Here is a 12,649-nt window from a genome sequence, read left to right on the forward strand (position 1 = left end):
GGGAGCCGATGTCCGAATCATTGTCTCCCGTCGCACTTTTTCGCGAAGCCGCTTTGCGTTCCGATTTGGTCCAAGCGGAACAGTGGGAACGCGCGGCCAAAGAGGTCAAACAAAGCCTGGCGAAAAAAGAACGCCTGAATCCTCAGTTGGTTTGCGAGGAGATGTCCAATGTCCTGGTTCGCGACAACATCCTGACGCCTTACCAAGCCCAACAAATTCGTGCCGGTCGCACGAAACTGTCGCTTGGCAACTACGTGATCACGGAGTTCCTGGGCCAAGGCGGTATGGGCCAAGTGTTCGGCGGTGTCCACAAAATCATGGGACGCCGATGCGCGATCAAAGTCTTGCCTTTGCAAAAGTCGGATCCGCTCAGCTTGGAAAGCTTCGCTCGCGAGATCCGGCTGCAATCCAACTTGGACAGTCCTTACCTCGTGCGTGCCTTCGACGCCGGAAAGGATGGCAAGGTGCATTACCTGGTGACGGAGTATGTGCCAGGAACCGATTTGCGACGTCTGATTCGCGAACACGGGCGTCTGTCGATGCAGCAAGCGGCGTCGATCATTGCGCAGGCTGCCGCCGGATTGGCTTACGCCCATGATTCCGGCATCGTCCACCGAGACGTCAAACCCGCCAATATCATGGTGACACCCGATGGTCATGCGAAGGTTTCAGATGTCGGTTTGGCCGCTCTATCATTCGGCCCCGACGACGATCCTCGCGCAGGAATGGTGGTTGGGACTGCAGACTATCTTTCACCCGAGCAAATTCGAACGCCCGATCACGTCGGTCCGCCCACCGACATCTACTCGCTTGGCTGCACACTTTATTACGCGTGTACGGGATCCGTTCCGTTCCCCGGCGGTGATTCCAAATCCAAGTGCCGTCGACATTTGAACGAGATGCCGCTGAAACCAACTCAACATGCACCTGAGCTCAGCGAAGCATTTGTCGACACCATCGCTGACATGATGGAAAAAGAAGTTTCGCGGCGCATCACCACCGCGGCGGAAGTCGTGATGCGGCTCAGCCCCTGGGCCACGATGGACTCCGAAATCACGGACGGCAGTGCGGTACCGGTCGGCGAAGGCATGCGTCCCATCGCGATTCCAGCAGCAGGCATTCCACGCTTGGAAGACTCTAACGCCGAATCCATGTTGGACGACATGAGCTGGGACCAAATCAGCTCGGCGGGTGATGAAGCGGTCAATGTTTCCGAAGAATCGCCTTCGTCGATCACTCCGCCTCCCCCACCCCCTCCGGCGGTTGACTCACACGCGAGTGAACTAGCGGCCATGTCAACGCACGCTGACGAGGACGCGACAAGCATCTCAACGATTGTTTTTGTGTTCAGCATTTTGCTTTTCACGACGATCGGGTTCATCGTTGGTTTCTTCACAGCCAACGGATGGAGTTTGCCGTCCAACCTGCGATGAGACAGACCACAAACGACAAAAGCCGGCGAGGTGCATTTACCTCGCCGGCTTTCGTTAATGGATCTGCTAACAGTGACGGTCGGTTTGGATCAGCGATTCAGCTCGATCCCGAAGGTTCCACCCACGGCCAAGAAGTTTTGGTCGTTCGAACCCAAGATCGGATCTCCATCCGCCTCGTGGCCGGCTCGCCCAAGGCCCTTGGCCAAGTCGAAAATCTGGAACCCACCTCGCACATGAATCATGTTGGTCAATTGGTAGCCCAGTTCAGCCCGAACGTCGTAGCCGATGAAGAACTCGTCCGTGCGATAATGCTCGATTTTGTTCTCGGTGCGGTAGAAGGACGTCACATCGGCTCCGACGTCAAAGCCGTCGTAGAACGTCGAGTCGACCCGTGTGTATCGCATTGCGTGCTGCAAGTTGAGACCGCTGAAGGCACGGAACTCGGCTGAGTATCGGAAGCGGTTGACGAACTTGAAGTAGCGGAATCCAAGCTGAAGCGTGTAGGCCTCGTTCTCAACTTCAGCAAAGTCTTGCGTCAGTTGTTCGAACGAATCGTCGTTGATCCCAAGATCGGTGAAGTATGGATTCTGCGAGAGCACCTGAGGTGGCACAACGTTCTCGCCATCTTCACGAGTGCGTGCATAGCGTCTGGTGATTGCCATGTCATCGAGCGTCACGAAACGGACACCAATCATCGGCTCCAGGATGCCTCCGTAGTGATACGGCTCCATACGCCAAGTCTTGTTGATTTCGTAGCTGTCGTATTCGACGTTGTTGGTGCTTCGACCGACATCATAGAAACGAGTTGAATAGCCGAAGTTGTTGTCGTCCTCCGTCAGGGCGTTCTGACCGAACGGTGGTGCTGGGAATTCCGGTCCGCCATCATCAAATTGCTCATCGTTGAGCCTGTTGATTCGTTCCATTCGGGTGTATTCACCCGCATTCACGTCCAGGTCCGACCAGCCGAACAACCAACCCGTGTCGTCACCCGGCTTCATGTAGCCAAACTCGTAACGGTGACCATCACCGAAATCGAGCTGGTATTCCGAGCTATCGGCACCGATCGTGGTTGGTTCCGACTCGGGACGTTTGCCCCACAAGTGCAACTTGTCGTAGGTTCCGAACCAACCTGTGTGAGCTCGTTTCTTGGGCTTGGCGTCCAGGATGTCCGCATCGTAGATCGGTTCGAACCATTGAAAGTCTGGGTCAAACGCGAAAGGATCCGCCAATGCATGCTCCTGGGCGGACACCGAAGCGCCACCAGCAAAAACCGCCAGGGCTGCCAATAGTTTTGCAGTCAGCTTCCGTACCGACATCGTTGTTCCACCGTCATGCTAGGAGTTGCCGTCACGTTCGATTGAGTTTGGCTCAAACAACGTCACTGCTGATCACTGTTAAGTCCCGCCGCCGCCCCACTTTTTGAGCAAACCGCATTGGGTTGTGCCGGTAGTATCGGTTCGCTCGATCGAAAAGGCTTAGCCAGATTCCAGGAGGAAACCGTAAATCCTTCAAAAACTGATCCACCGAATCTTTCGGTTTGAAGCAAACAAACCTCCTAATCTGTCCATTTTGCCACTAACGGTTATTGCTTTTCAGTCGCAAACCGATCCCTTTCGCGGCGTCATTGCATCGCGCAGTCCCAAAAGGAACTGATCTTGCTGCGGCGACGCGGAGATCGGCACAATCCCCCACATGTCGATGCTCGCTTCCAATCCGTCCTCGCCCGCTGACGTGCCCAATCCGTTTGCAATTGCTTTGCCTGCAAAAACAGGAACCAAGCAACGGTTCCTGCATGCTTTGCAATTTCTCGCGATCGCGGCGTTGATCACAGCGATCTGGATGGCAGCAACTGTTTACGGGAAGCAGTATTTGTTGTCGCGTTTGACCGATGGGTTTGACGCTCTCGACACAACGCAAAAGAACGAACGCCTGTTACAGATCGCGGGCTTCGGCAGCTCAGCCATTCCCCACCTCACCGAATGCCTTCTCGACGAAGACGACGCGGTCTCAGAAGTCGCGTTTGGACTGCTCACACAACTGCAAAATGACTGGACCACTTACGCTCCAGTTAGCTCAGCCGAATCGCACGCGTTTTTCTTGGAGGCGATGCAAGACAACGTTGCTTCAACGCCTCTGGAGCAATGGACCGATCGCCAAATCGCACGCAGCCGTGCCCTGATCCGCCAATCCATGTTGGAGTTTGCCGACACGAAGTCGTTTGGCGTGAGCGAGCTCGGCGAAGAAACGCAGACGCTAATCGCGAGTGTGTCCAAACGTTCCCGTGACCTGTTGAACGATTTGGCCCCAGCACCGCGAACGCTCACCAAGACGGCGGTGGCCAAAGTCGCGGCAACTGCTGCCCCGTCAAAAAGCACTCAAACGGAGTCGATGTGGACCGATTGGCCCCCATCGCGTCCGGTGGAAATCGTGCGATCAGGAACGCGCCAACAACACGAAGCCATCCAGGTTCGTGAGACGGCCACGCGTTTGGAAGCGGACAAAGAAGACGGGAGCCCGGTCTCTCAGCTAGAAACGGCCAACCAATTAGAAACGGTTCCCCAAGGCGTCACGGTGCCTCTCAGCCAGGTCCCGCCCAGCACGCCCTCCGTCCATCGAGTGCCAGGATTACCGCAGATCGCTGAAACTGGCCCCCATCGAGTTGTTCGAGTCAACGCGGAACTGAGCCCTTCGCCATTCCGAGCAATGAATGACGAGACTGTGATTCGTCACCTCGGCAACCCCGATGCGATGCTCGCAAACCAAGCCCGCGTGGAGTTGACGCAACGAGGATTCAGTAACGCCCAGCTTGAATTCGGATCCGCACTGGCCAGCGCGAAGCCGGCAGATCGCATCGAACTGATTGATTCCATGCGGAGATCAGGCGGCTTGAATGCTTGGCCATGGCTGTCGATGTCCTTGGACGACGCCGACCGTCAAGTCCGGCTCCACGTCGTTTCCATTCTCGCTTCTTCACCAACGAAAACGACGCAAAAGCGACTCCAAGAACGCCTCGAAGTCGAAACCGACCCCCAAGTAGCAACCCGAATTCGTCGGGTCCTTCGACTCAGGTAGACTTAGATTGACGCCCGACCGCCTGCTTCGCCTCCCCTGCCGACACAAAAAAACGGCTCTGACCACGCGGGTAGAGCCGTTCGTTTTCGAAGTCAATCGAACAAGTGATTAGAAAGCTTCAGCATCCAGGACATACTCTGGGAACGGCACGTTGCTGGATTTGCCGCGAGGAGTCAGGAGAGCCTGATAGACTCGATAATCAATGCTATCTGGAATGAAGCGTGTTCCGCCATCAGCCATGGCAGCATTCACACCATCGGTGTGCGCCGAAGATGGCCGTGCGATGGCGGCCGCATTGCTTGCGTTCATTTGAAGGTTGAAGATCTCATCCGACACCGTGGCTCCACCACCATTGATTCGGTAGAAGCTTTCGACAGCCAACGGCACGACAGCCGCGCCGGTCCCGTTCTGATTCCAAAACGAAGCCAGCGAAGCCTCAGAATACTTTGGGTCCGCGTAATGCCAAACCATTCCATGAACGTATCGAGCGGTCTCGACGGAGAACACAACATCGGTGTGAGCGGGATCAGCCAAAGTAACGTTGCTAGCATTGATCAACCCGGCACGGCTCCACGGTAATGCCTGAACGCTTTCCGAGAACAGGAGTGTGTTGCCCGCACCATCTTTGAAATCGTCCAAGCGAACCTTCGGTCCTTCGAATTCATGGTTGCCAGCTCCACGTGAGGTCAAACCGGTCACGTTGTATTTGCAATTGAATACGCCGTTGGCACGATCCTGTGACTCGGCAAAAATGTTGCTCCCCGAAGGCGCGTTCAAGAAGTTGGAAGGACCAGTTGAATGACACAAGCCGTTGTTAGCGATGTAGCTGTTGCGAGCAAAATCCCCATCCGACACAGGATTACTTGGGCACTGCATGATCGCAAGATTAGGAGCCGCGAGCGAGTGAAACCCATCGCCTGCAGCACCGCTTGTCGCTTCATGCTCGGCTCCAGATGCATTGCTGTGAAGAATGGGATACCGATCCTCGCTCCAATGCTCGTAGGTAGGTTGTGCGTCAAGCCAAGGCATCAAGGCAACTGCCCACGTACCAATTTTCATGTGAGGTGCCAGCGCGGCGCCTGAGTTCGCAGGGTCTGAAGGATCGCTATAGCTGGTGTGACGACCGTAGCTTTGAACGTAACCTGGTAACTCGCCCTTCGTGTTCTCGTACTGAATCGCGGCCAGGGAAAGGTTCTTGATTTGAGTACTGCACTGGTTGCGTCGCGCCGTTTCACGAGCGGCGTTCACGGCCGGGATGAGCAATCCCATGAGAATGCCGATGATCGTGATGACCACGAGCAGTTCGACGAGGGTGAAACCGGAGGATTTGGTTTTCATAGCGGTGTCCAAGGGCGAAAAGATGAGAGTCGGCGCGATCCGGCAGTCGCCGGTCTGTTCGATCGCTTGCTACACCATTATTCCCAGCTTGCGCGGCATTTGCAACTCTCGCGCCCTTTCAAGGCCCCCAGCGGGGGATTAATGCACCGTCTTGTGCGTGTGAGCGAATCTATGCCGCTCCAAACTCGCTCCCACCTGCCGAATTGGCATCCTCGACGAAAACCGACTGCGTGAAAACCGTCATTTCGAAGCGAAGCAAATGCAAACCGTTCTCAAAACGACACCGAGCGTTTCGAGCGCCGAACTCCCGCTTTCCTCCAATCCAAACCGATGGAACCCCGCGAATTTAGCGAGGTTTCACAAAATCCAAACGAGCGAACGAGGTGGACAGTTTCGAGCGTTCAGATCAAGCGATTCGCTGAGGCAACAACCGCAGAGGCCGACTGCCTGAGAAGGCACACAGCAGCTGCCTGCACAACGAGCGGAGTCAAACTGCCCGCCATCAATACTCGCCCGACTCCCGAGCCGCGGCGAGTTCCTTTTCCAAGATCTCGTCGATAGGCTTGCGAGGAAAGACTTGATCTGCCAAGGCTTCTCGATCACCGATCAGCTTCGCACGTTGAACGACACTCCGAACGTCCTCGGCTGACAACGGCTGCTTCAGCACTCTTCCCAGCGGATGCGCCGGGTCCTCCTTGGTCGCAGGCAACAAGACATCGTTCACGTCGATCACGGTGGCTTGACCAAGCTCAATCGCTCGACGCAATCGAGACAACTGCTTCTCGGCCTCTAAATGCTCATCTTCGCCGAAGGAATCGCCCGCAAACGACTCGATCGCATCCAACTCGCCGTACTGTGGCATTGGCAGACGGACGAGCCGCTGCATGACCGCAGACGCGAGTTCCTGCGGGTAGTCGTCGGCACGCATCTGCTTGATGGTCTCTTCCAACTGCTCAACGACGGACTTCTTCTCATCGGGCGGAAGCAAACTTTGCTCGATGACAGGAACGTAACCCTCCAACGTGCGCACCGCGACCTCGGTACGCTTTTGAAACAGCACCCAAGTCGTCACGCCGCAGAAGATGAACGAAACGATGCCCATCAGCAACGTGCACGCAACCACGATTGGCATGCAGCCCGGCTCTTGGTGCTCAGCGTCACCGCCGGCCGCCTCGCCTTGCGATTCGGCACCGGCCTCAGCCGCAGCGGACTCCGCTTCATCAGCCGGCGACGGCTGCTCTCTATCCGAGTCCGCGCTCACAGGTTGAATTCAATCTTCAAGATTTTGAACTTCAACTTGCCCGCGGGCACTTCGACTTCCGCGACCTCACCCACCTTCTTGCCAATCAAGCCTTGGCCGAAGGGGCTGGTCACCAAAATCTTGCCGGCGTCATAGTCTTCGTCACCCGCGCCAACCAACGTGAACTGCTCTTCGTCACCGTAAGCAACATCTTCGACCGTGACGGTGCAACCAAAGACGACTTCATCCTTTGGCAGCGACGACACGTCGATGATGGACGCGCGAGCGATCTTGTCGCGAAGCTCGTTGATCTTGGCCATCAACATGCCCTGGTTCTCACGCTGGGCGTGATACTCAGCGTTCTCTTTCAAGTCGCCTTCTTCGCGTGCCTCCGCGATCTTTTGCACAATCACAGGCATCTCTTCGTTTTCCATGCGACTGATCTCGGCCTTGATCTTGTTGTAGCCCTCACGGGTCATTGGCACCGATTCGACCATTTTCGCGATCCTACCTAGGGTTGGCTGAAGACATAAAAAAAGAAACCTTCCCCGAGGGAAAGGTTCGTTGGCAAACCGCAATTGTCGGATAGTCGGCCACAAAAGTCCAGTCCCAAGAGGGGCGGACACTGCAACCGATTTGCAATTGCATGCACCGGACGGAGCGATCGGATCAATCCAAACCGACCGAGACGAACGAAATCAATCCGCCGCCGAATCCGACCGTCGCGAAGTCACGTTGGGATCATCCACGTACTCAACGGGCGTGTCGCCTGGATTGCCCTCGTGAGGCAAACCGATTTCCTCGTTCATCCACCGGCCCAAGTCGATCAACTGGCAACGCTTGGAACAAAACGGCATCGCAGGCGTCTCATCGGAGAGGAAACGGCGGTTGCAAGTTGGACAAGTGATCTGGGTTGGCGGTTCCATTTTCTCAAGCCTCGCTGTCCGGATTTAACCTCTCTTCTCGAGAGGGGTGTTACAATCGTCCCCAGGCGACTCACGGATGCTCCCGTCTCAATCGATTGACCGGAATCAAATCGCAATCCAGACGACGTCGCCTCGACGCTCAAACAAACTGGCTTTCCAACGCTTTGCCGTCAAGTTCGCATGATGCCAAACACGACCTGCCAATTCGCCACTCGACGTGCTTTGCTCGCGACTTCGTTCGCCCTGGCGATCGCGTTTGGCAATCGCGCGTTGCTAGCTGACGAAGGTGATGCAGACGCGTCATCAAGCAACCAGCCCGCCCCAACGCGGTACTCACCCGCTGTCGAAGCCAAGGCCGAAGCGATACTCAAAGAAGCTGGACTGCGACGCAGCGGAAAAACATTGATCGCGGATGCCGCAGCCGAACTGGCCCGCGAAATGTCAGGCTTGAGCAAGCAGCGTCGTGAACTGGTGCTTCAGCAAAAGGAGTACGCCACCGCCCAGTCTCAGATCGACCAAATGGAGGAACAACTCCGGTTGGCAGAGACCAAAGACGGTGAACTGAATCTGCAACTGGCCCGCGTGGCTGGCACCGATGTCCTGACCAACAACCGCATCGTCGCTTTGATCAACGCGAATCGAACGCGGATGAAACAATTGCGTTCTCAGCGAACCCAAGCAGAAGAAACGACGGCGGACCTGCAGGCCAAACTGAACTCAAAAGAAGCGGAGTACGCCGAAACCGTGTTCCAACTTCGCAAGTCGCTGGACAACCTCCGTGAAGAAGTCGCTCTATCGACCAAGGACGAGAAAGTCCAAATCGCGATTCGCGTGATGAACGCAAATCACGGCGTCCCGATGTCAATCTCGCCCGATGACATTTTGCAAACTATCGAGCTCCGCCTAGCAAAGATCGAACAAGAAGTTTTCTCCGAGTCGATCCCGCTGGAGAAAGAACGGAGCGGTTCGATGCACGTGACCGTCAGCGTGAATAACCAAACGGTGCGCATGATGGTCGACAGCGGAGCCACCCTGGTCACGCTGCCAGCGTCGGTCGCGAGAGAGCTGGATATCTCGATCCCAGCCGATGCGAAACGGCTGCGATTGGTGCTCGCGAATGGTGACGAGCTGTCGGCTCAACGCGTGACGCTGGAATCCGTCCGAGTGGGGCAGTTTGAAGCGAAAGATGTCGAGTGCGCGATCCTCGAACCAATCGAAGCCAAAGTCGAACCTCTTCTGGGCATGAGCTACCTGGGCGAGTTCAAGTTCGAGATCGACGCGGTTCAAAAGACGTTGCGAATGCTGCGAGTTGAGACCTCGCAGTGAACCGCTGACGTTGCGAACAAGACAGTCGCCAGCGTCTTCGACTGGCGCCACAGGCTAGCTTCACGGCCTCGCAAGAGCACGCGAGCCAACGCCCCGGCGATCAAAACGTTTCCGGATAGACCACCAATTCGACTCGGCGATTGGCAGCTCGCCCCGCGGGAGTCGTGTTGTCTTGGCGAGGATTGTTCGAACCTTGCGCGACCGTGAACAGTTGCTGGGCGGGCATGCCGCTTCGCCGCGTCAACCAATCCAGCACCGCCGCGGCTTGTGCCGATGTCAACTGGTGAGCACTGCCAGCCGCGCCGCCGTACATCGGAGCGTTGTCCGTGTACCCTTCGATACCGATTCGCTGTCGCGGAAACACCGATCGCAATTGAGCCGCCGCTGGGTCCAATACACTGCCCGCCGCAGGTTGCAACTGAGCCGTCCCCGGTGCAAACAATTGGTCACTCGGCAAGACAACGCGAAGCACCTCGCCGTCTTGTTCGACTTTCAATCCGCCCAAATTCAAACGACCGGCCAACTGGTTCAAGTTAGTGTTCGCGCGAATCGTTGCACCGCCTCGCATTTGAGCCGATGCCTGAAAGCTTCTTGCCTGGTTCTGTGCGTCTTGTGCGGCAATCCGCGCCGCATCGTATTGCTGTGTCGTGTCGGACAACTGTTTGCGAACAAGATTCAACTCGTCGCGATAAACCTGGGCCTGTTGTTCGCTTTGTGCAAGCTGAGTCGTCAACTGTCGATTGTTGTCGTCGAGCAATTGCACACGCCGATTCAGCTCAGCCACCTGAGCTTGAATGCCGTTGACCGCAGCGGTGTTGGACGGAGGCTGCCAAACCGTGGTCCCGCCGCCAGCCAGGTATGGATTTTGTGAGCACCCCAACCCGACGCAGGCCCACCCGAAGGCGACCGCGAAAAAGGCGAGTTCGATGCGTTGACGGAAAGCGTTCATGTGCGCGACGGTACGAAACGGATCCAGACGATCACAACACCGACTTTCACAAACTTCGAGAAAATTCGCAGAATGGCTCAAGCGAGCCGCAGCCGCGATCTCAACCGCGCATCAGAAACTCGATCACTCGGTCGGTTTCCGACAAATCATCCAGCATCAACGTCGGTTCGGCGTGCCCGAGCTGCTCCTTGGTGAACCCGCCCGTGCAAACAGCCAACGTCTGAGCACCAATCGCTCGGCCGCAAAGCACATCGGCGGGAGTGTCCCCGATCACGATGGTCTGCTGATGCAAACTGCCATGTCGCCGAGACACCATCGTCGCGGCACGCCGGGCCATGTCGTCGCGGTGAACGTCCATGTCTCCTCCGACGATCCAACGCACCCACTGTCGAAGCCGGAAAAACTCTAGTTTCTGAGTTGCCGTTTCAGGGAAATTGCCGGTCATGACAGCAACGTCCAATTCTGAAAAAGCCTGCAACGACTGAAGCAAGACTTCGACTCCGGGCATCACCGTGCCACCCGTTCGACGCAGCTCGGCCCCGAACAGCCCGCCATAGCGACGCCGCAAACGCCCGCAATTGGCTTCGGAAGGCGACACCTTGTTTCGCTGCAACAATTCCACCATCAGACTCCGGTCCGTACGACCAGAAAATGAAATGTCGGTGTCGGGATCGGCAACGGAAAATTCCTCCGCAATCGCCTGCTTCAATGCTCGATTCCCGCCACCGGCGGTCGTCAAAAGCGTCCCGTCGATGTCAAATAGCAACACTCGCACGAAACCACTCGCCTCTTCCGTCTCGTTGTCCATTCAAGTTGTCGCATGAGTGTCCCAAACGCTGATCCTTCCTGCCAGTCCAATGCGTCGGCCGAATCCAATTCGCCGGCGGCAAAATCCAGTGGCACCGGCGTGGACAAAAGCGGCGACCGCGTGCGTGAAATGTTTCGACAAATCGCGCCTCGTTACGACGCGATGAACCATCTGCTTTCGCTGAACGTCGACAAATGGTGGCGACGCAAAGCGGTTCAAACCCTGAACATGGATGGCGATGCTCCGATCTTGGATCTTTGCTGCGGCACCGGCGATTTGGCCATCGCGATCGCGGACGCGGCTGGCCCAGACATCCAAGTCATCGGCAGCGATTTTTGTCACGCGATGTTGGAGATTGCTCGCGGCAAAGAAGACAAACGCACGCGTGATGCCTCGGGCGGGTCCGGTCGCCACACGATTCCGTTTCTGGAAGCGGACTCGATGGCGTTGCCATTCGACAACGATTCGTTCCAGTGCGTCACGGTCGCATTTGGTTTGCGAAACATCGCGGACACAGACCAGGGGCTGTCGGAAATGACGCGAGTCTGCCAACCCGGCGGCCAAGTCATGGTGCTCGAATTCTCGCAACCGACGTTGCCGGTACTGAAACAGGCATACAACTTTTACTTCCGCCATGTTTTGCCACGCATCGGCCAGTGGATGGCTCGCAACGACAAATCGGCTTACGAATACCTTCCTGAATCCGTCGGCCAATTTCCCTGTGGCGAGGCCTTGGCCGAACGCATGCGAGGTGTGGGACTCGAAAACGTGACCTTCCGACCGCTGACCCTGGGCGTGGCAACGATTTACCTGGGCGAAAAACCAGGCGAAAAGTCGTCGGCTCAACCATCCTCGGCGTCGAGTGAACAAGAAGCGTTGGTGACCGCATGAACTCGGGTTCCGAACGTCGCCGACGCGTGGTCCTGGCGATCACCGGAGCCAGCGGGGCACCGATCGCGGTCCGGTTGCTGCAAGTCATGCGGTTGGATCCCAACGTCGAAGTGCATCTGACGATCAGCCAAAGTGGTGCTGCGGTGCTGCATCAAGAAATGGGACTGCAACTCAACCTGCGGACTCCCGACTTGAACGCTTTGCTGAACTGCGTGGCCGAATGGTCGCAGGTTCCGGCACCGGAGATGTCGCCTTGCCCCGATGGAGGCGACGACCGATTGCGGTATCACCAACACGATGACTTCATGACGCCAATCGCCAGCGGTTCGTTCTTGACCGATGCGATGGTGGTTTGTCCGTGCAGCGGCAGCACGCTGTCGGGCATCGCTCGCTCCGCCGCTTCGAACCTGGTTCAACGCGCCGCCGAGGTTCACTTGAAAGAACAACGCAAACTCGTTCTGGTACCTCGCGAAACACCGATGAGCGTGCTGCAGATCGAGAACATGCATCGACTGGCGACCGCCGGCGCGGTGATGCTGCCCGCCATGCCGGGTTGGTACCACGACGTGCAACGAATCGAGGACCTGGTCGACTTCGTTGTGGCTCGGATCTTGGATCAAATCGGATTGGACAACGGGTTGATCCAACGATGGAAGGACGGGTGAC

12 protein-coding genes are annotated in these 12,649 nt (G+C 56.7%); 5 read left to right on the forward strand and 7 right to left on the reverse strand.

What is annotated here, in order from left to right; translation table 11 throughout:
• Positions 1-8: 8 nt before the first annotated feature.
• The gene (locus LOC70_RS11500) at positions 9-1,433 is read left to right on the forward strand and encodes a serine/threonine protein kinase (RefSeq protein WP_230253720.1); all 1,425 of its coding nucleotides are present in this window, start codon (positions 9-11) and stop codon (positions 1,431-1,433) included.
• Positions 1,434-1,522: 89 nt separating this feature from the next.
• Here LOC70_RS11500 and LOC70_RS11505 read toward each other — a convergent pair whose 3' ends face one another.
• Positions 1,523-2,749: a hypothetical protein gene (locus LOC70_RS11505; RefSeq protein WP_230253721.1), complete on the reverse strand. Its 1,227-nt coding sequence runs from the start codon at positions 2,747-2,749 to the stop codon at positions 1,523-1,525.
• Between the two features lie 376 nt (positions 2,750-3,125).
• Between LOC70_RS11505 and LOC70_RS11510 the strand changes: the two genes are divergently transcribed.
• A complete protein-coding gene (locus tag LOC70_RS11510; protein WP_230253722.1) occupies positions 3,126-4,505 on the forward strand; it encodes a hypothetical protein in 1,380 nt (459 codons plus the stop codon).
• A gap of 108 nt (positions 4,506-4,613) precedes the next feature.
• Here LOC70_RS11510 and LOC70_RS11515 read toward each other — a convergent pair whose 3' ends face one another.
• The 4 genes from LOC70_RS11515 to LOC70_RS11530 all read right to left on the reverse strand — a co-directional run bounded on the left by LOC70_RS11515 (position 4,614) and on the right by LOC70_RS11530 (position 8,009).
• The gene (locus tag LOC70_RS11515; RefSeq protein ID WP_390889032.1) at positions 4,614-5,843 is read right to left on the reverse strand and encodes a DUF1559 family PulG-like putative transporter; all 1,230 of its coding nucleotides are present in this window, start codon (positions 5,841-5,843) and stop codon (positions 4,614-4,616) included.
• Positions 5,844-6,345: 502 nt separating this feature from the next.
• Positions 6,346-7,104 (reverse strand): hypothetical protein, encoded by a 759-nt coding sequence (locus LOC70_RS11520; RefSeq protein ID WP_230253724.1) that lies wholly within the window; start codon positions 7,102-7,104, stop codon positions 6,346-6,348.
• The gene (greA, locus tag LOC70_RS11525) at positions 7,101-7,580 is read right to left on the reverse strand and encodes a transcription elongation factor GreA (RefSeq protein ID WP_230253725.1); all 480 of its coding nucleotides are present in this window, start codon (positions 7,578-7,580) and stop codon (positions 7,101-7,103) included. Before greA ends, LOC70_RS11520 begins: the two co-directional genes overlap by 4 nt.
• A 201-nt stretch (positions 7,581-7,781) precedes the next feature.
• Positions 7,782-8,009, reverse strand: a complete 228-nt coding sequence (locus tag LOC70_RS11530; protein ID WP_230253726.1) for a DNA gyrase inhibitor YacG — start codon at positions 8,007-8,009, stop codon at positions 7,782-7,784.
• A 180-nt stretch (positions 8,010-8,189) separates the two neighbouring features.
• Between LOC70_RS11530 and LOC70_RS11535 the strand changes: the two genes are divergently transcribed.
• On the forward strand, positions 8,190-9,335 hold the full coding sequence (locus LOC70_RS11535) for a retropepsin-like aspartic protease family protein (protein WP_230253727.1): 1,146 nt from the start codon (positions 8,190-8,192) through the stop codon (positions 9,333-9,335).
• A 100-nt stretch (positions 9,336-9,435) separates the two neighbouring features.
• Here the strand turns inward: LOC70_RS11535 and LOC70_RS11540 are convergent, their stop codons facing one another.
• On the reverse strand, positions 9,436-10,284 hold the full coding sequence (locus LOC70_RS11540) for an OmpA/MotB family protein (RefSeq protein ID WP_230253728.1): 849 nt from the start codon (positions 10,282-10,284) through the stop codon (positions 9,436-9,438).
• A gap of 100 nt (positions 10,285-10,384) precedes the next feature.
• Positions 10,385-11,092 carry an HAD family hydrolase gene (locus LOC70_RS11545; protein WP_230253729.1) on the reverse strand — a complete coding sequence of 236 codons (708 nt, stop codon included), beginning with the start codon at positions 11,090-11,092 and terminating at the stop codon, positions 10,385-10,387.
• A gap of 12 nt (positions 11,093-11,104) precedes the next feature.
• On the opposite strand from LOC70_RS11545, the gene ubiE reads away from it, so the two are divergent.
• Entirely contained in the window at positions 11,105-11,983 is an 879-nt protein-coding gene (ubiE, locus tag LOC70_RS11550) for a bifunctional demethylmenaquinone methyltransferase/2-methoxy-6-polyprenyl-1,4-benzoquinol methylase UbiE (protein WP_230253730.1), read from the forward strand.
• Positions 11,980-12,648, forward strand: coding sequence for a UbiX family flavin prenyltransferase (locus LOC70_RS11555; RefSeq protein ID WP_230253731.1), 669 nt, complete (start codon positions 11,980-11,982; stop codon positions 12,646-12,648). The genes ubiE and LOC70_RS11555 overlap by 4 nt, the downstream gene beginning before the upstream one ends.
• Position 12,649 lies beyond the last annotated feature (1 nt).

It is taken from the genome of Rhodopirellula halodulae (assembly GCF_020966775.1).
In the GTDB taxonomy this organism is placed as follows: domain Bacteria; phylum Planctomycetota; class Planctomycetia; order Pirellulales; family Pirellulaceae; genus Rhodopirellula; species Rhodopirellula halodulae.